This window comes from Vibrio bivalvicida, from assembly GCF_001399455.2.
Lineage (GTDB): Bacteria > Pseudomonadota > Gammaproteobacteria > Enterobacterales > Vibrionaceae > Vibrio > Vibrio bivalvicida.
Genome location: NZ_LLEI02000021.1, coordinates 297,552 through 316,702, shown reverse-complemented (window position 1 = coordinate 316,702; position 19,151 = coordinate 297,552). Strand labels below are relative to the sequence as shown.

Genomic DNA, 19,151 nt, shown 5'->3' with positions numbered 1-19,151 from the left:
CATTGTAAGGTGACTTACAACCTACTTAAGCATAGCAACCATAGTAAAATTGCGGTTATTTTTGCGAGCAATGAGATCGAGATACATACCTCTAAAGAGGTGTATCAAACTTCAATTGATGCTTATCAACAAACCGCAGTGATAAAGCGCCCATATTGAAAAATTGCAGGGAAAGCACAGCTCACCTTATCCAACAAATATCTAAAGATTGAGTTTTTTGTCACACGAACTTTCCTTGCGACATATTATCCTTATAGAATGTGTGGCTATATTTTTGCTGCGGGGGTCTTATGATTGAAATCGTAATAGACGGAAAGTACCGAATTGTTGAGCAAGGCTCGACCCTTCTAGAAGCGGCCAAAGTGTGTGGTGTAGATATCCCCTCACTATGTGGCCTGAACAAATCAGACCAAAAAGTCCCTTGTGACTTATGTGTCGTCGAAGTAGAAAGTGGCGGAACAGAGCGTGCATGTGAATTAGAAGTCTATTCTGAGTTAAATGTCATTACCCAATCAGAACAACTCAGCGCCCACCGTAAGCAAGCACTCAACCGGATCATGCAAGATCACTACGCCGATTGTGAAGCGCCATGCAAAACCGCTTGCCCTGCGGGTGTCGATATTCAGTCTTACTTATATTTCATCGCACAAAACGATCATCAAAAAGCGATTGAAGTAATCAAGAAGACACTGCCAATGCCGCTTTCAATTGGGCGTGTTTGCCCTGCATTCTGTGAGAGTGAATGTCGCCGTTCACTGGTTGATGAGTCGATAGCCATTCGACAACTTAAACGTCACGCTGCTGATGCTGACCTTGCGGCACAAGAATCTTATGTACCGGAGAAAAAACCAGCCAAAAATCTTTCCATTGCGATTGTCGGAAGTGGGCCGGGTGGTCTAACCGCAGGCTATTACTTGTCCAATGAAGGTTACGATGTCACGGTGTTCGAGTCTATGCCTCAAGCCGGCGGCTGGCTTCGATATGGGATCCCCGAATACCGACTCCCTAAAGCGATTCTCGACAAAGAGATCGAGTTAATGTGCCGTAACGGTATGGTGGTGAAAACGAATCAGAAGCTGGGTGAGAATTTTAGCCTATCTCAATTAAGCGAAGATTATGACGCGGTGTGTCTCGCTGTCGGTGCATCACTCGCTGTAGAGATGAACTATCCTGGCAGTGATTTAGATGGCTGCTACCTAGGTGTGGATTACCTCAAAGATTATGTCACTGAGCAAAACTACACCACTGGCAAAAAGGTCGCAGTGATAGGCGGAGGTAACACGGCGATAGATTGCGCTCGAACAGCACGCCGAGCCGGAGCAGATACCACCCTGATTTATCGCCGTACTCGCGAAGAGATGCCCGCCGAAGACTACGAGATTGAAGAAGCCGAACACGAAGGTGTGAAGTTCTTATTCTTGACCAATCCTGCCGAAAATATTGCCGACTCAAATGGTCGTGTCAGTTCAGTTCGGTTAGAGAAAATGGCGCTAGGTGATCCAGATTCTTCAGGACGACGCCGACCACAAGCCACTGGTGAGTTCTTCACTGAAGCGTTTGATACCGTGATTGCCGCGGTATCGCAAAAACCGGATTTGAGCTTTCTGGATAACGACTCCCTTTCTATCCCATTGACTCGTTGGAATACCGCGCAAACAGATGACGCCACCATGCATACGGGGACAGGCAATATATTCAGTATTGGTGACTTCAGGCGCGGCCCTGCTACCGCAGTAGAAGCTGTGGGAGATGGCCGCATTGCTGCGAAAGCGATTGATTTATACCTCAATGGCGACATGACAGATATGCCTAAGCCAGAGTTCAACTCGCGCAAAGAGAAGAAACTCTCTCAAGTTGATCCGCTTCACTTCGAACATATCGAGAAAGTCGCGCGAAGCATTATGCCCGAGCTCACTCCAGAGCAACGTGAGCAGAGCTTTGCCGAAGTCGAGTTAGGTTTCGATAACGATGATGCCATTCAAGAAGCACTGCGCTGCCTTGAATGTGGCTGCCAAGCCAACACCCAATGTGATCTACGTGACTACTCAACAGAATATGGTGCCGAGCAGCATTTTAAAGTTTCGCTAGAGGTGAAATCTCATCAAGACTGGTTAACACTGCGCAGTAAAGATCCTAGACACAAGTTCCGCGTTGACCGTAGTTCGCAGTTTATCGAATTCGATGCTAACCGCTGTATCAGCTGTGGTCAGTGTATTCAGGCATGTAGCGAACAAGCCGTTCATGGCATTCTCAATTTTGTTCACGATGAGAAAGGACGCCCTGCCCTTCGCCCCGATGATAGACCGCACTTTGGCTCAGCGAGAAATGGTCGTTTGCTAATGGGAGACTCCAACTGTGTGCAGTGCGGAGCGTGTGTGCAAGCCTGCCCGACAGGCGCCATGGTCGATAGCCGAGATCGCTCTCAAGGTCGCAGCGAACAACTTAAACAAGTCGATACCATTTGTACTTATTGCGGGGTTGGCTGCAAGCTCACCATGCATGTCGACGAGGCGAGCAACCAAATCCGCTACGTTAAAGGGGCAGAATCTCCCGTTAACCAAGGCATGCTGTGCGTCAAAGGCCGTTTTGGTTTCGACTTTATCAATGATGACTCAAGGCTTACCACACCACTCATCCGCAAAGATGGCTGGTTACAACCCGCCACTTGGCAAGAAGCGATCGATTTAGTCGCGAAGAAGTTCTCTGCGATTAAGCAAGACTTCGGCGGCAATGCGTTGGCAGGTTTCTCGTCAGCGAAAACCACCAACGAAGATAACTATGCATTCCAGAAGTTTATCCGTCGTGAGCTTGGCACTAACAACGTCGATCACTGCGCGCGCCTATGTCATGCCTCTAGCGTAACCGGTCTTGAAGCCTCGTTAGGCAGTGGTGCAATGACCAACGACATCCCAAGCATCAAACATTCGGATGTTATCTTTATCATCGGCTCAGACACCACGTCTGCGCATCCGATCATCGCTTCGCATATCAAGCAGGCGATTCGTCATCATGGCGCTCGACTGATCGTCGCTGATCCAAAACGGATTGATATGGTCGACCATGCTGAGCTGTACCTCGCTCATAGACCGGGGACAGATGTCATGCTGTTAAACGGCGTGATGCAGCAGATCATTAAAAACGGTTGGTACGATCAAGAGTACATAGAAGAGCGTGTGGATGGCTTCGATACCCTACTTCAAGAAGTGATGTCCCCTGCTTACGCCTTGGATAAAGTTGAGCTAGTCACTGGCGTCAGCGCTGAAGACATCTTTGCGATGGCACGCACCATAGGCACCGCCAAACGTACCGCCGTTTACTACTCTATGGGCATTACCCAGCATACAACGGGACACGACAACGTTCGCTCAATCGCCAACTTACAGCTTTTGTGCGGCAACATTGGTATTGAAGGTGGCGGCATCAACCCATTACGCGGTCAATCTAATGTTCAAGGTGCCTGTGATATGGGTGCACTGCCAAACAACTACCCTGGCTACCAGAAGGTGTATAACCCAATGATACGCCAGAAGTTCTCTATTGAGTGGAACGCACCCGACCTGCCAGCAGAACCCGGGTTAACACTCACCGAGATCATTGATGGCGCATGCCAACGTGATGTGCGCGGCTTGTACATTATGGGTGAGAACCCAGTATTGAGTGATCCGAACCAAGCCCATGTAATTGAAGGATTAGAAACGCTCGACTTCTTAGTGGTGCAAGACATCTTCTTAACTGAGACAGCCCAATACGCAGACGTGGTTTTACCTTCATGCTCATTTGCCGAGAAATCTGGTCACTTCACCAATACAGAACGTCGCGTGCAGCGAGTCAACGCCGCAGTCAACGCTCCAGGAGAAGCAAAAGAGGACTGGTGGATCATCCAACAAATCGCCAATGCAATGGGTAGTGACTGGCACTATCAAAATGTCGCTGACATAACAGCGGAAATCACCCGCGTCACGCCACAATATGCGGGCCTTAAGTGGGATAACATTACGCCAGAAGGTGTCCAGTGGCCGAGCAACAAGAACAACCCGAACGGCACACGCATCATGCACCAAACCCAATTCACTCGAGGTAAAGGGCAAATGGTTGGGGTTCCATTCCGCTACGCAGCCGAACTGCCTGATGAAGAGTTCCCGCTCGTGCTTACCACAGGCCGAGTGTTAGAACAGTTCCACACCGGAACCATGACTCGTAAAACCAAAGGGCTCGACAAGCTTGCTGGGCCAAGAGCCATGATCAGTGTACAAGACGCCGAAGCGTTGGGGATTTCAAATGGTCAAAGGTTGAAAGTCTCGACCCGAAGAGGAGAGATAGAGATCGATGCGTTTGTGACCAAACGAATCCAGAAAGGGGTGATCTTTATTCCTTTCCACTTTGTCGAGTCTCCAGTAAACAGGCTCACCACCACAGCCACCGACCCACACGCTAAGATCCCAGAGTTTAAGGTCGCAGCTGTGAGAGTTGAAGCGCTAGGCACCGCAGATAACCATGCCTAACTAGCTGTTATAGATGGGGAAAAAGAGTCAACTGAGAGGTTGGCTCTTTTTGTTTATCCGTCTAACCCCAACATGATACGATATAAAATAGATTGGTGAATATTAACTACGAGTTGTAGTAGAAATACTCTCCCAACAGTAGTTTTAGCGCTTTGCAAATTTACGGAAAATAATCAGAAAGGAATTCGAAAAAATGATACGTAACTTTTACACTTGCGAAAAAGAAGTGGATGAAAATAGCCACGACGGAGAAGGCTCAATAGACATTTATCGTGCATTCAAGCGTAAAGATTTCGACGGTGCGTGGGATTTCGCTATTCGTGTCGTTATGCCGCCGGGAAGCTCTATGGGCGAACATACTCATGGAGACGATGAAGAAATGTATATCATTTTGAAAGGTGAAGGCACTATGACCATCGAAGGTAAGGAAAGAAAAGTGTCTTCAGGAGATATGATAGTTAACAAACGTTTTGGCACACATGGTTTGGTAAACACTTCGAGCAATGAAATTGAGCTGTTAATAATTCAAGCAAGTCTAAAGTAAATAGCAATTGCAAAACGTTTAAACGGATTCCAAACGCTCCGCTTTTTTTGTTCAGCTAAGTTGATGATGACAATCAATTTACTGGTTTTTGTGGTTGGACGATTATGGCTTCAAAGAGGCAGATGTAATGAATAATTTGTTTACGTATGTATCAGCAATGAAAGAAGAGCTTGACGGCCTATCGATAATTGAGAGAGTACATACGCAACAGACTACCGAAGAAGACGGAATACTTATAGAAAACAGTGAACTACTCGTAACATTTAACAATGGTGTCGGTGTGAGAAAGTTGACCGAACGAGAGCTGTCAGATCATGACTCGGATACAGTCTGTGAGGAATGCTGGATTTCATACGAAGTCACTGAGCAACCGAGCGCTCTAAACATAACCCCCAAGAAAAAACACTTTACAAATCAGTGCCAAGAATCATTCTGGCTGCAAATCAATAAAGCGCAGATATGCACATAAAAAGGAATCTCAGTTGGAGAAAGTTTTAGTTAGTTCCTGTTTGGTTGGCAATAAAGTTCGGTACAACGCCAGTTGTTTATCCATACCTGAATCCGATTTCCATTGGCTCCAATCAAATGTAGATCTCGTAATCTTTTGCCCTGAAGTATCGGCAGGTCTTTCTACTCCAAGAGCCCCAGCTGAAATCATCTTCGGAGAAGGGATTGATGTGCTTAGTGGCTCCGCCAATGTTGTTGGAGATGATGGTATTGATGTCACTGCTCAATTCGTAGTCGGCGCTGAAAATGCTTTGAAAATATGCCAGCAACAGCAAATAAAGTATGCAGTACTGGCCGAGGGCAGCCCTTCTTGCGGTAGCTCCAAGATTTACGATGGAACATTCAGTGGCACAAAAATTACTGGATCTGGAGTAACGACTGCTTTATTGGAGAGAAATGGCATCAAGGTATTCAGCCAACATACAATCGACCGACTTCGAAGCGTACTGAAGAGAGCTCGCTAGCGAGCTTTGACATTAGAATACTCGATGGAAATCAGCGACAATAAATTCTTGTCAACATACCCATTACTATCATCTGGTATCTCGACGTTTCATTATCGCCATTCACACTTTACGGCAAATATCGCTTAGCTGATTTCATCAGTTTTTGGAAAGATAGGCACTCGAGATGAGAGGGTTGAGGGCAGTTCGCGACATGGTTGAGGTTATCACGTACTATTGCCAGCCTCTTGATTTGCTCATCAATTTCTTCCACTTTTTGGGTAAGCAAATTTCGGTTAATGGCTAGTTCATCGTCGACATCAAACATGGATGCGATCTCTTCTAGCGATAACCCCGCAGCCCGACCCAGTGAAATAATATTTAATTTATTCAAAATATTAGGTGAGTATTGTCGACGTAAGCCATTTCTTCCAATCGAACGAATCAGCCCAATCTTTTCATAATACCTTAAAGTGGACGGCGCCAAACCTGACTCTTTAGAAACGACTGCAATATCCATAAATATTCCCGTTGACTTAAAGTTAACTTCAAGTTGTAACATGATTCAAAACTAACAGGTTAAAAACGAATTACAACAGGGAAAACGAAATGGCAGTATCAATTTGGCTACAAGCGATTTGGGTTGGTATCGGCGCGACGGTGATCATGGATATTTGGGCTTCAATTCAGAAGCGAGTGCTTGGCATTCCGCCTCTTGATTACGCGTTAGTCGCGCGTTGGGTATGCTTGATACCCCGCGGACAATGGGTTCATCGTCCGATTATGGCGACTCCACCAGTCAAGGGAGAGAAGCTGTTGGGTTGGGCTCTACATTATTTGACTGGTATCGTATTTGCGTTAGTCCACATACTTATTTTGGGCGAAACATGGCTGATGAGTCCGAGCGTCGCACCAGCACTCATGACAGGCATAGTGACATTAGCGTTTCCATTCTTGATCATCCAGCCTTGCCTAGGGTTTGGTATTGCCGCAACCAAAACACCCTCGCCGTGGAAAGCGCGAGGGTTAAGTTTGTTAGCGCATAGCTTCTATGGTTTTGGCTTGTACCTAACAGCGCTTGTAACGCTATAGAGGCATTAAGCTTAACTAATCCGCTTGAGAATCAACGCAGTACCCATACCACCACCGATACACAGAGAGGCGAGACCGAGTTGAGTTTTAGAGCGGATCATTTCATAGATCAGCGAAGTAACGATTCGACCACCCGATGCACCGATTGGATGCCCAAGGGCTATCGCACCGCCATTGACGTTGGTTTTATCTTCAAACCAATCGTAAGGCACTTGATGCTGTTCAGATAGCCCTTTCATCACTCCAATGGCTTGCGCAGCGAAGGCTTCGTTGAGCTCTAACCTTTGAATATCACTCAGCTCGAGCTCTGCGCGTTGCAATGCCTGTTTTATCGCCGGGATTGGGCCTAATCCCATCACACCAGGCTCAACACCACCCTGCCCTGTTGCAACTACCTCAACCAGAGGAACAAGCCCATATTGCTGAACCGCTTGTTCACAGGCAACAATCAAGGCTACCGCACCATCATTTAAGCCAGAGGCATTACCTGCCGTTACGCTCCCTTGCTTATCGAATGCCGCTCGAAGTCCAGACAAGCTTTCTATGGTAGTACCGAATCTCGGGTGCTCATCAAGATTCACAGCGCTTTCACCTTTGCGTGATTTAATCACGACAGGAACGATTTCTTGTTCAAAGCAACCAGACTTAATTGCTTGCTCGGCCCTTGACTGGCTGCGCAGGGCAAATTCGTCTTGCTCCTCACGGCTTATCTCATAGCGCTTTGCAATATTTTCAGCAGTAATACCCATATGAAAACTGCCAAAAGCATCCGTTAAGCCATCTTTGAGCATGGTATCAACCATGGAGATATCGCCCATTTTATTGCCTTGGCGACATTTCCCATCCATCACAAACGGAGCATTACTCATACTTTCGGTACCCGCCGCAACCACAAGGTTTGCGTCACCGCTTCGTACCGAATTTATGGCGTTGAGTATGGATTTCATGCCACTGCCGCAGATCATGTTCAAGGTATAAGCAGGGGTTGTAACAGGTATCTCTGCGTGAATAGCGGCTTGCCGACCCACCCCCTGCCCTAAGCCAGCACCGAGTACATTACCCACCACCACTTCATCAATCATGGTCGAGTCAAGTTCGGCTTGGGCAAGCGCACTCCTAATGGTTAAGCTCGCTAATTCAACGGCAGATTGGGAGCTCAGCCCACCAAGGAAGCTGCCAATCGGAGTTCGCTTGGCAGCAACAATATAGACTTTCTCGGTCACCTTAGAGTACCAACCCCCCATCTATTTTCAGCACTTGCCCAGTGATAAAGCTTGATTTGTCACTGGCTAAAAACTCGACACCATTAGTGATATCTTCCGTAGTCCCCATTCTTCCAAGTGGTGTTTTGCCTTTCATCATATCGAGTACTTTCTCCGGCAAATCAGCGGTCATAGGCGTTTCGATAAAGCCAGGTGCAACACAGTTGGCGCGAACTTGAGCCCCTTTACGAGCAAATTCTTTCGCCCACCCTTTTGTCATGGCGATAACCCCACCTTTTGTGGCCGCATAGTTGGTTTGCCCAATGTTGCCGTCGGTCCCAACTACTGAAGACATAGTCACTATCGAGCCGTAGTTGTTTTCCATCATTAGCGGAGCGATGGCTTGAGTCAGGTTGAATACGCCTTTTAGGTTAACGTCCAGCACAAAGTCCCATTCTTGCTCTGTCATTTTGTCGATCAGTGCATCTCGGGTCACGCCCGCGTTATTCACTAACACATCTACGCGCGAGTATTGTTGTTTAATTGACTCCACCAGCTCAGCAATCGCTTGCCGGTCACAGATATTCACCGTAACAGCTTGCACATTTTCTAGATCAGAAAATGCCGCGGCTAATCCGTCCGAGTTCATATCTAAGGCATATACCTTTTCAGCTCCATTTTGAGCAAATCTCTCAGTGATTGCTCGACCTATTCCTTGCGCGGCGCCTGTTACCAGACAAATTTTGTTCTCAAACATGTCTTAATCCTTATGGGCAAATAAAAAAACTGACGAGTAAAGCCAATCAATCGCAAACGTACTTCGCCTACCGATTTATCGGTGCCTGCCTTGATTGGAAATCGATGAACAATTGAACCGCTATTCATCTTTACTAATTTTGAGTCGAAACTGCGTGTCAAAGATTGCAGTATCCATAAATTTTAATGACGAACTGACGACAGGGGCAAAATCCATGTGCTGCAAGATATCGCGCTCTAAATCTATGCCCGGAGCTATTTCTATTAGCTCTAATCCATTCTCCGTTAAGCGAAACACCGCTCTTTCGGTGATGTACAGAACAGGCTTGTTACTCATAACGGCTTGCTTAGCACTAAACGTAATTTGTTCTACTTGGTTAATGAGCTTTTTCTGTCGACCTTCCTGAATAATAGTCAAAGCTTGGTGATTTACCTCAACTTGTAAACCTTGTGCGGTAAAAGTGCCGCAAAAGTAGACCTTCTTCGCGTTCTGCGTGATATTGATGAAACCACCACAACCTGCAATTTTGCTTCCAAAACGAGAGACATTAATATTACCGCTTTTGTCACATTGGGCTAAGCCAAGAAAGGCTTGGTCGACGCCGCCACCATCGTAGAAATCGAACATCTGATCTTGGCTGATAATGGCTTGTGGTAGACGAGAGGCACCAAAATCCAATCCACTTTGCGGTGTTCCACCTACGGCGCCCGGCTCAACCGTTAAAGTGAAATGCTCCAAAACCCCCGCTTGCTGCGCGACTTGTGCAATATATTCTGGGGCGCCAATCCCTAAATTTAAAATAGAGTTAGCTTCTAGCTCCATCGCGGCGCGGCGGGCAATAATGGTTTTCGCATCAAGCTTAGGAGACTGGTTAGAATCAGAAGGTGTTGCGTGCTCTTGAGGCGTTGGGATTCCCACAAACTCAGGATTCATCATGGTGGCGAAGGTTTGCATATGCTCTGCCTCATCTTGGCACACAACCACAGCGTCAACAAAAATACCGGGGATCTTCACTGAATGTGGATCGAGCGTTCCGGCTTCGACGACACGTTTCACCTGAACGATCACCTTACCTCCGTTGTTCTTTGCTGCTTGCGCCGCCGCTAAGCTTTCAACAATTAGGCACTCATCTTCCATAGTGATGTTGCCGTTCTCATCGGCTGTGGTACCTCGCAATATGGAAACATTGACGGGTAGTTTGTGATAGAACAGGTGTTCTTCTCCGAGCAGATCAATCACTTCTACCCACTCCTGCGTGGTTGCTGAGTTGATCTTCCCCCCTTCGATTCTAGGATCGACAAACGTACCTAACCCGACTTTACTAATCGTGCCCGGCTTACCTGCTGCGGTGTCACGTAATAAGTGAGAGATCATGCCTTGAGGAAGGTTGTAGCCTTGAATCAGGTTGTCGACCGCTAGCTGTTGTAGCTTAGGGACTAAACCCCAGTGCCCACCAATGGCTTGTTTCACTAGACCTTGTTTCGCAAGATGATTAACAGCACGACCTTGCCCATCGCCCTGCCCCGCGGCAAAAATCAGGGTAAGGTCTTTCGGTTGCTGAGTGTGAGTAAAACGCTCACCAATGGCTCTTTCAATGGCTTCAGGCACCACACTGCCAATGAACCCCCCGAGTAATACTGAATCACCGTCATTAATCCATTGCGCTGCCTGTTCTGGCGTAAGCTTTGCGACCACTTCAACCTTCCTTGTTGTCTCTGCCCAAGTTTCTTTCTACCAAATCAGCTTAGTTCCTGTCTGCGCTGTTGTTAATTGCACAAATAGAGATTGTGAATTTCATATTAGGAATAGTTTTTAGCTAGGGGAGTAAGCGGCACAGATCTCTTCGACCCGCTGATAGAGGTACTGCTTAAAACCGAGGCAACGTTCTGGCATTGGCGTTCTTGGGCGGAAAAACAGGTCGATATCAAAACTCGCGCACTGGTAATCTTGCATGATGTGTTGCAACTCGCCGTCTTGAATCAGCTTGCTCACCAAGGAATGAGGTAGATAAGCAATCCCAGCATTTTCTAAGGCAAGATCAAGCAGCATTTCGCTGTTGTCACACTCTAGTGTGTCTTGAATGGTGGCTATCTCCGTTTCTCCATTTCGCTCAAAACACCATCGGTTGCCACCAACCAAGGTTCGCGCATATAGGCAACGATGCTGACCAAGCTCATTGGGGTTTTCTGGCATACCATGTTTAGTAAGGTAGTGGGGAGAGGCGCATAAATATAAGGGCTCACGCAGCAGCCGCTTACGCACAAGTAACGAATCTTGTTCTGGCTCACCTTCATAACTGGCACTGGCACGAAACGCAAAGTCGATACTGAGTGGATCAAACTCTCCTGCCTCAATAAAGATCTTAAAATTCACCTGAGGGTGCATTTCAATATACTCGGCGACAATCTTGGTCAAATATTGACGTGCAAATAAGGGGGTGGAGGAGAGCTTTATCTCACCACGCTGCTCTTCCGCTAGATTTTGCACCTCTTCACACAAGCTATGAATGTCGGGCAATAGCGGAGAAAAGCGCTCATAAAGTAATTGGCCTGCTTGAGTGGCGATCAACTGCCGTGTACTGCGTTTAATCAGCTCGACAGACATCGCTTCTTCAAGCTCTTTAACCCACCGACTGCCCGCCGCAGGAGAAATACCTTGTTGAATGGACGCCTCACGAAAAGAGCCGAATCGAATCACGGCACAAAAAAAGACGATCTTATCCAGAATAGGCTGTCGGCTTGAAAGTAGATTGGTTGTCATTCACTCACCAACCCTTTTTGCAGAGCGAGTTTGACCAAAGCCGCTGTGGAGGTAGCACCCAGCTTCTTTTTGATCCTGAGTCGATGCGTTTCTACCGTACGAACACTGATATGAAGCGAGTCGGCAATATCTTTATTACACGCACCGTTAACAATCGCTTTTAGCACATCTGACTCGCGGTTAGTTAGCGTATCGTCTTTTGGCTCTGGCTTATCGTTTATCTGCTCAAGCAATCTGTCTGATGCCTGAGGACATAAATAAGAACGCCCTTGCGCCACTTGGTTGATTGCCATGACCAACTCTTCAGAACCCACATCTTTGAGCACATACCCTTTCGCTCCAGCTTTGACAGAGCGAACGACATAGTCTCGGCTATCGTGCATCGACAACATAATCACTGCCGTACGTGAATGGCTTTTTTCTAGCTTCTCTAAGACTTCAATCCCATTGAGGCCCGGCATATTAATATCGAGCAACAACACATCGGGCTTAAGTGACAGCGTGGTGTCCAGTGCATCGATACCTGTTCCCACACAAGCGAGGATATCTAGGTTTTCTTCCCTTTCAAGTCGCGACTTTAGCCCGTCCTGCATCAAACGATGATCGTCGGCTAATACAAGTCTAATCATACAAACTCCATGTTTAAGCTCACTCGTACTTCTGTACCTTGTCCCTGCTCACTGGTAACAGTAAATGTGCCACCAATCGCCTGAATCCTTTCCTTCATATTTTGCAATCCCATATGTTCAAATATAGGTTGTTTGCGCTTTCCTGATTTTAGTTTCTTGGCCGGAATACCGACTCCGTCGTCACTGACGGTTAAAATCAACATTCTGCCTTCTCTTTGCATAATCACATCAACGCCTTGTGCATTGGCGTGTTTTTCGACGTTATGTAGCGCCTCTTGCACCACCCGATACAAGGTCGTTTCTACTTCTGGTAAAAACTCTTCTCCATCTATATCGTGTTCAAACACGAGCTCTAACTGAGTGCGCTCTCTTAACTCGTTAATATAGGCTTCAATTCCCGCCACCAGCCCTAAGTCATCCAGTTGCGGTGGGCGTAAATCACGCGAAATTCTTCTTAGTTCGACAATCGCCTGCTCCATCGCGTTTTTGCTCGCATCGAGCTCAAGTTCTTTTTTCTCTTCATTTGCTTCTTGGGAAACATTGTCTAAACGGTATTTAGCGGCGACCAACAACTGGTTGACGCCGTCATGCAGCTCTCGCGATACACGGCGACGTTCATTCTCTTGCGAATCGATAATCTGTTGATTCAATACGCTTAGCTGCTGATTCGCTAATCGGCGAACATTGAGATTGAGTGAAGCACCCAAAGCGGCAATTACAGATACAGCAACAAATACCAAACCAAACAAGGCGGTACTGGTTTTGCCAACATTCTGGTCAAAGCCGTTTTGCATGTGTTCGACTTGTCGCTCAATATCGTCGAGATAAACCCCTGTGCCCACCATCCACTGCCATTTATCAAGCGAGACCGCATAGCTTAGCTTGGGTAAGGGTTCTTTCTTCGACGGCTTATGCCATAGGTAATCGACAAAACCGCCACCGTTTTTTCCCGCTTGGATGAGCTCTTGCAGCAGTTTTTTACCTTGAACATCTTCGACGTTCCACCAGTTCTTGCCTATTCTATCTGTTTGATATGGCAACACGAGCGCATCGCCTTCCCAGGTATAGGCAAAGAAATAACCATCACTGCCATATGTGAGGCTGCTCAACTTTTCGGCAACAATTTGCTTGGCTAGCTCCTCAGTTAACGAGTCATCTAGGTAGTAAGGCTCGATACTTTTGACTGCCATTTCTACGTACTGTTTTAATTCTTGCTTCTTGACCGCGAGGACATTATTTCGGGTCAAGGCAACCTGCTCTTCAACTAATTGTTTTGCTTGACTAAATAGGATGCTAGCAACAATCACTACCACGATAATTAATGGAACTATCGATAGTAGAATGATGTTGAGTGTGAGCCTTCTGTTACTTACAAATCCCATTTCGCCATCCATGCTTGTACGTAGTTTTACTGAAACTTTATTCGGAAAATTGCACTTAATACCGACTAAATTTGCGCAATTCTCCCAATAGAGAGCAATAAATCCCCTCTCTAAACTTAAGCTCAAATGTAACATTGCGTTAACACAAATTACTACGCGATGTTCACATTTCTCAATATTGACAAGAAACTCAGCTTAACAAGGAGACACCCCCATGAACCTTAAGAAAGTTGCCATCGCTACTGCACTCTCTCTTGCAGCTTCAGGTCTTTCTATCAGCGCTCAAGCCGCAGATAAAAAGGTACTACTGAAAACCCCAATCGCTTTTGGTAGCCACTTACCTGCTCTCGGTACACCAATTCAATGGTACGCCGATCACATCATCAAAACCTCGGGCGGTACGATCAAAATGAAGATCTATGAGCCAGGTAAGTTGGTTAGTCCTGCGGAGATCTTAGACGCTGTCTCTACAGGTAAGGTCAACTCAGGCTATTCAACCGCAGGTTACTGGCAAGGTAAGCTTCCTGCATCCGCACTTTTCTCAGCAGTGCCATTTGGCCCAGAAGCGGGGGAGTACATGGCGTGGTTATTCTTCGGCAACGGACTAAAGCTCTATCAAGAGATGTATGACCAAGGTGGCTACAACGTAAAAGTGATGCCTTGTGCAATCATTTCCCCTGAAACATCGGGTTGGTTCCGTAAACCTATCGAGAAACCAGAGGATCTAAAAGGTCTTAACATGCGCTTCTTCGGCCTTGGCGCATCGGTGATGGAAAAACTTGGCGTTGGTACGGTTCAACTACCCGGTGGTGAGATCTTCGGCGCTCTAGAGAAGGGGGCGATTGATGCTTCAGAATTCTCTCAGCCTGCCATTGACCAACGTTTAGGCTTCCACAAAGTGGCTAAGTACAACTACTTCCCGGGTTGGCACCAACAATCGACCGTATTCGAGCTGCTGATCAACAAAGATACGTGGAACAAGATGAGTGACACTCAACAAGCCGCGGTTGAAACCACTTGTATGGCAACCATGACTTACTCGATTGCAGAAGGTGAAGCGCTGCAATTTGCTGCGATGGAAAAAGCCAAAGAAAAAGGTGTAGAAATCCGTTACTGGAACAAGGAAATGCTCAGCCTGTTTGAGAATACTTGGCTAGAAGTGGTTGATGAGAAAAAAGCCGCCGACCCATTCTTCGATAAAGTCTGGAGCGATCTAAGCACCTTCCGTGAAGGATACGCGCTGTGGGCAGCAAACGGCTTCTTACCTCGTGAAACCCAAAGCCAATAAGCTTGCGTAAAAGGTCGACGTGAAAACGTCGGCCATGGTTGTAAGGAGTAACCAATGAGCAAAGTGTTGTATTCAACCCCGACGGTCCCTATGTACTGCCACATTGAACGCTTAATCACCACCGCAAGTAAGGCCTTGGCTTGGACGAACCTAGCCCTAGTTGCAGTGATCATCATTCAGGTAGTACTGAGAAAAGTCTTCTCCAATGGCCAAATCGCGCTTGAAGAGTTGCAATGGCACCTGTACGCAACGGCGGTAATGTTTGGTACCGCTTACGCGCAAATATCCAACCTACATGTACGCGTCGATCTGTTTTATCACAAGTTCTCGGAACGTAAGAAAGCACTCGTCGATCTGTTTGGACTAACGCTGCTTGCGATACCTTTCGTCGTGATCGTGATTCTTCACTCTTATGATTTCGCTTATGAGTCTTGGCGCGTGAACGAAAGTTCTGCGTCCCCATCCGGACTGCCTTATCGCTGGCTTATCAAAAGCGTTATCCCACTAAGTTTTACGATGTTACTGCTATCGATGCTGGCGAGAATTCTGCGCAATTTAGAAACTTTGTTTGGCGGCGAACAATCAAAAGGAGCAAATCATGGAAGCGAATGAATGGATTGTGATCGCCATGTTTGGCTCGTTTATCCTATTACTGTTTACCGGCATTCCAGTTGCGTACGTACTTGGCGGTATTGGCGTTGTCTTTGCAGCAGTGGGGTATTTCGCGGATATCTATCTCGATACTTTTACTGGCCTCGATTACACCAGTTTAGGTTTGGTGGTTAACCGTATCTACAAGATCATGGACAACTGGATCTTGGTTGCCCTGCCTATGTTTATCTTCATGGGTAACATGCTCGATAAATCAGGAATCGCAGAAAAGCTCATGGCTTCAATGCAGGCTCTGTTTGGTAAGGTTCATGGCGGCTTAGCGATTACTGTAATGGCAATTGGTATCATCTTAGCGGCTTCTACTGGGATCATCGGTGCTTCTGTGGTGTTGTTAACCGTGATGTCACTGCCAAGCATGATGCGTCAGGGCTATCACCTACCTCTTGCTCTAGGCACCGTCGCATCAGCAGGGACACTGGGTATTTTACTTCCCCCATCCATTATGCTCGTGATCATGGCGGATCAGCTTGGTCTCTCAGTCGGTGACTTGTTTATGGGTGCCATCATGCCGGGCCTGCTACTAGGTAGTTTGTACATCATCTACATTCTGGTTGTAGGTAAGATGAATCCGGACAAAGCGCCCGTGCCAGAAGATGTCGAGCCCGTCGATTGGAGCTTGATTCTGCAAGTCTTCAAAGACATCACACCAACCGTCATGCTGATTTTCTGTGTACTGGGCTCTATATTCGCTGGAGTGGCTACGCCAACTGAAGCGTCTGGCATTGGAGCAATGGGCGCGACTATGCTCGCGGCTTACAATAAGAAGCTTAACCTCAAAGTACTGAAAGAGGTACTACTGTCATCTTACGGCACCACGGCCTACATTTTTATGATCTTCTTAGGCGCCTCTTGTTTCGCTTTAGTGCTGCGAGAGCTAGGTGGAGATGAACTCATTGAGTCATTCTTAAGCGGCTTACCTTTTGGTCCTTATGGCATTATCGCTTTCATCTTGATGATCGTTTTCCTGCTTGGTTTCTTCCTTGATTGGATTGAAATCACCTTGATTGCGTTACCTCTACTTGCACCAGTCATCGCAAGCCTAGGAATTGAACTGGATGGTCACGGTGTGGTGGATAACCCAAGCTTGGTTTGGTTCGTGATGTTGGTTGCTATGGCGCTGCAAACGAGCTTCCTAACCCCACCAGTTGGTTTTGCGTTGTTCTACCTGAAAGGGGTTTGCCCAGAGGGTGTCGCACTAAAAGATATCTACCGCGGCGTTATTCCGTTTATCGCCATTCAGTTAGTCGCACTTATCTGTTTGGTTGTTTGGCCGCAGTTAGTTCTTTGGTTCCCGAGTGTTGCCTACGGTTAACCTTGTTTGCAAAGTATAGTAATCCAAAAGCCAACTCATTTGTTTGAGTTGGCTTTTCAATCGAGACTTGCGCTGCAAATAATCGGAACACTTGCTTGCAATACACTTCCCTATTTAATCTGTGACAGCTTAAGGTAGGAGTGAAGCTCGCCATTCTTGTGTTCTACCGCAGAATGAATATTGATCTCTGCGTTACCGACAATGCAAAAACTGTAGGTATTCTCCCCTTTGTAGATCTCTACCGAGATGAGCTCCTCTTTCAATGACCATTTCCCCGCAGTATGGAAACGGTCAAACAATCGATACTCGTCTAAAGTACCATCACAGTGAAAAACGACTTCGGTAATGTAGCCACCAGTACAGGTCTTAATCCAATGATTGCCCACAACATCGTCAAGCGTAAGTTCACGCTTACCTTCAAGCCAATGTCGATACTCACTACTCTGCATTTGCGTTGGTGATAAGGCTTCTTTGTTCACCAAAGTATGCTGCTCAGCTTCCCGATTAAATAGTCGCAGTAAAACCTTATCTTTATCCATCTCTATACCGTTAGTTCTAGTCGATTACCATCTGGGTCAAACACACAGCTTTCGTAGTAGCCATCGCCAGTATGCCTTGGACCATCAACTCTCTCATACCCATCCGCGACCAAGCGAGCCGTTAACTCGTCAACAGCCTGTTCATTACCCAATGAAATCGCAAAATGAATCAAGCCCGTAAACTGTTCATACAAATCATCTTTTGATTCTGGTACCCCTACCATCTCCATCAGTTCTAGTCGGCAGCAGCTATCAAAGGAGAGAAAGTACGAAGAGAATTCCTTGCTTGGGTTATGGTACTTTTCATTGGCCGTCGCATTAAAGTACTTAATGTAAAACTCTTTAAGTACTTCAAGTTGTTTTGTCCAAATTGCGATATGTTCGATTTTCATCACTTTGCCTCTTTAGTCTCGATAAACATCAGATTAAAGATGAACAAGGTTGCAAAAAAGAGATGAAATTAAAGGCGAGATTTTCCCATTATCACCTCCTTTTTAGCTTACAAACTAAGCGCTTAAATCTTAGCTTTCTTGGCACGATATTGATTTCCCTGTCAAAACCGATACAATCTCTGCGCTATTTAAGCAAACGTTTATTTATTCTCAGGGCGGGGCGAAATTCCCCACCGGCGGTATTCCCTTCAAAGCTTAGGGTGAGCCCGCGAGCGCTCGATACGTCGAGGTCAGCAGATCTGGTGAAAACCCAGAGCCGACGGTTAAAGTCCGGATGAGAGAGAATGAAAACGCACCACCATGCAAAGATCGGTTGATCTAAGCGTGTCGTGGTGCATTTCGTTTTGGCTGGGGTTTATACCTCAGTGCTCATGTAAGCCCTGATTCTGGTGATATTTAGGAGTTAACCATGAATCAGTCATCTCTACTTGCCGAATTCGGCGAACCAATTACTCGCGTTGAAAACGCACTTATTGCCCTTAAAGAGGGCCGTGGCGTGCTTTTGCTTGACGATGAAGATCGTGAAAATGAAGGCGACATTATCTATTCAGTTGAATCACTCACAACGCAGCAAATGGCGTTAATGATCCGCGAATGCAGCGGTATCGTATGTTTATGCCTTCCAGAAGAGCAAGCTGACCGCCTTGAACTTACCCCAATGGTTGAAAACAACAACAGCGCAAACCAAACTGCGTTTACCGTTTCAATTGAAGCGAAAGTGGGTGTGACAACAGGTGTTTCCGCTCAAGACCGCGTTACTACTATCAAGACTGCCGCAAACCCAACAGCGCAACCTTCAGACTTAGCAAGACCTGGTCACGTTTTTCCACTGCGTGCGCGCAAAGGTGGCGTTCTGACTCGCCGCGGCCACACTGAAGGCACGATCGATCTAATGCAGATGGCTGGCCTTCAGCCAGCAGGCGTACTTTGCGAAGTGACCAACCCAGACGGTAGCATGGCGAAAACGCCAGAAATCGTCGCCTTTGGTAAGCTTCACAATATGCCAGTACTGACCATTGAAGATATGGTGATGTACCGCCAGCAGTTTGAACAAAAACTCGCCTAAAAAG

The 19,151-nt window shown here is 46.8% G+C and carries 18 protein-coding genes and 1 riboswitch; of the genes, 9 read left to right on the top strand and 9 right to left on the bottom strand.

The annotated features are described in order from the left end of the window. The first annotated feature begins 290 nt into the window (after positions 1-290). The 4 genes from fdhF to APB76_RS06715 all read left to right on the top strand — a co-directional run bounded on the left by fdhF (position 291) and on the right by APB76_RS06715 (position 6,017). Entirely contained in the window at positions 291-4,502 is a 4,212-nt protein-coding gene (gene fdhF, locus APB76_RS06730) for a formate dehydrogenase subunit alpha (RefSeq protein ID WP_054961020.1), read from the top strand. Between the two features lie 193 nt (positions 4,503-4,695). After that, on the top strand, positions 4,696-5,046 hold the full coding sequence (locus tag APB76_RS06725; protein WP_054961021.1) for a cupin domain-containing protein: 351 nt from the start codon (positions 4,696-4,698) through the stop codon (positions 5,044-5,046). Between the two features lie 127 nt (positions 5,047-5,173). After that, positions 5,174-5,515, top strand: coding sequence for a hypothetical protein (locus tag APB76_RS06720; protein WP_054961022.1), 342 nt, complete (start codon positions 5,174-5,176; stop codon positions 5,513-5,515). A gap of 13 nt (positions 5,516-5,528) precedes the next feature. Further along, the gene (locus tag APB76_RS06715) at positions 5,529-6,017 is read left to right on the top strand and encodes a DUF523 domain-containing protein (protein WP_054961023.1); all 489 of its coding nucleotides are present in this window, start codon (positions 5,529-5,531) and stop codon (positions 6,015-6,017) included. Positions 6,018-6,126: 109 nt separating this feature from the next. Here APB76_RS06715 and APB76_RS06710 read toward each other — a convergent pair whose 3' ends face one another. Then, positions 6,127-6,516 carry a helix-turn-helix domain-containing protein gene (locus tag APB76_RS06710; RefSeq protein ID WP_054961024.1) on the bottom strand — a complete coding sequence of 130 codons (390 nt, stop codon included), beginning with the start codon at positions 6,514-6,516 and terminating at the stop codon, positions 6,127-6,129. A gap of 89 nt (positions 6,517-6,605) precedes the next feature. Between APB76_RS06710 and APB76_RS06705 the strand changes: the two genes are divergently transcribed. Next, positions 6,606-7,088: a DUF2938 domain-containing protein gene (locus APB76_RS06705; RefSeq protein WP_054961025.1), complete on the top strand. Its 483-nt coding sequence runs from the start codon at positions 6,606-6,608 to the stop codon at positions 7,086-7,088. 11 nt (positions 7,089-7,099) lie between these two features. Here APB76_RS06705 and APB76_RS06700 read toward each other — a convergent pair whose 3' ends face one another. The 6 genes from APB76_RS06700 to APB76_RS06675 form a co-directional block, all read right to left on the bottom strand. After that, complete coding sequence (locus tag APB76_RS06700) at positions 7,100-8,311, bottom strand: acetyl-CoA C-acetyltransferase (protein WP_054961026.1); 1,212 nt, start codon at positions 8,309-8,311, stop codon at positions 7,100-7,102. 1 nt (position 8,312) lies between these two features. Further along, entirely contained in the window at positions 8,313-9,047 is a 735-nt protein-coding gene (locus tag APB76_RS06695) for a beta-ketoacyl-ACP reductase (RefSeq protein WP_054961027.1), read from the bottom strand. Positions 9,048-9,167: 120 nt separating this feature from the next. Next, positions 9,168-10,742, bottom strand: coding sequence for an acyl CoA:acetate/3-ketoacid CoA transferase (locus tag APB76_RS06690; protein ID WP_054961028.1), 1,575 nt, complete (start codon positions 10,740-10,742; stop codon positions 9,168-9,170). Positions 10,743-10,859: 117 nt separating this feature from the next. Then, a complete protein-coding gene (locus APB76_RS06685) occupies positions 10,860-11,807 on the bottom strand; it encodes a LysR family transcriptional regulator (RefSeq protein ID WP_054961029.1) in 948 nt (315 codons plus the stop codon). Further along, positions 11,804-12,436: a response regulator gene (locus tag APB76_RS06680; RefSeq protein WP_054961030.1), complete on the bottom strand. Its 633-nt coding sequence runs from the start codon at positions 12,434-12,436 to the stop codon at positions 11,804-11,806. The genes APB76_RS06685 and APB76_RS06680 overlap by 4 nt, the downstream gene beginning before the upstream one ends. Beyond that, entirely contained in the window at positions 12,433-13,818 is a 1,386-nt protein-coding gene (locus APB76_RS06675) for a cache domain-containing protein (protein ID WP_054961031.1), read from the bottom strand. The genes APB76_RS06680 and APB76_RS06675 overlap by 4 nt, the downstream gene beginning before the upstream one ends. 214 nt (positions 13,819-14,032) lie before the next feature. Between APB76_RS06675 and APB76_RS06670 the strand changes: the two genes are divergently transcribed. Genes APB76_RS06670 through APB76_RS06660 form a run of 3 tightly spaced genes read left to right on the top strand, consistent with a single transcriptional unit; the run spans position 14,033 to position 17,090 of the window. Continuing rightward, the gene (locus APB76_RS06670; RefSeq protein WP_054961032.1) at positions 14,033-15,106 is read left to right on the top strand and encodes a TRAP transporter substrate-binding protein; all 1,074 of its coding nucleotides are present in this window, start codon (positions 14,033-14,035) and stop codon (positions 15,104-15,106) included. 54 nt (positions 15,107-15,160) lie between these two features. Next, entirely contained in the window at positions 15,161-15,718 is a 558-nt protein-coding gene (locus tag APB76_RS06665; protein WP_054961033.1) for a TRAP transporter small permease subunit, read from the top strand. After that, positions 15,705-17,090: a TRAP transporter large permease gene (locus APB76_RS06660; RefSeq protein WP_054961034.1), complete on the top strand. Its 1,386-nt coding sequence runs from the start codon at positions 15,705-15,707 to the stop codon at positions 17,088-17,090. The genes APB76_RS06665 and APB76_RS06660 overlap by 14 nt, the downstream gene beginning before the upstream one ends. Positions 17,091-17,200: 110 nt before the next feature. Here the strand turns inward: APB76_RS06660 and APB76_RS06655 are convergent, their stop codons facing one another. After that, complete coding sequence (locus tag APB76_RS06655; protein ID WP_054961035.1) at positions 17,201-17,629, bottom strand: hypothetical protein; 429 nt, start codon at positions 17,627-17,629, stop codon at positions 17,201-17,203. A 2-nt stretch (positions 17,630-17,631) separates the two neighbouring features. After that, the gene (locus APB76_RS06650; protein WP_054961036.1) at positions 17,632-18,021 is read right to left on the bottom strand and encodes a VOC family protein; all 390 of its coding nucleotides are present in this window, start codon (positions 18,019-18,021) and stop codon (positions 17,632-17,634) included. Positions 18,022-18,223: 202 nt separating this feature from the next. Then, positions 18,224-18,371, top strand: a riboswitch (FMN riboswitch). Positions 18,372-18,490: 119 nt separating this feature from the next. On the opposite strand from APB76_RS06650, the gene ribB reads away from it, so the two are divergent. Beyond that, the gene (gene ribB / locus APB76_RS06645) at positions 18,491-19,147 is read left to right on the top strand and encodes a 3,4-dihydroxy-2-butanone-4-phosphate synthase (protein ID WP_049844742.1); all 657 of its coding nucleotides are present in this window, start codon (positions 18,491-18,493) and stop codon (positions 19,145-19,147) included. Positions 19,148-19,151 lie beyond the last annotated feature (4 nt).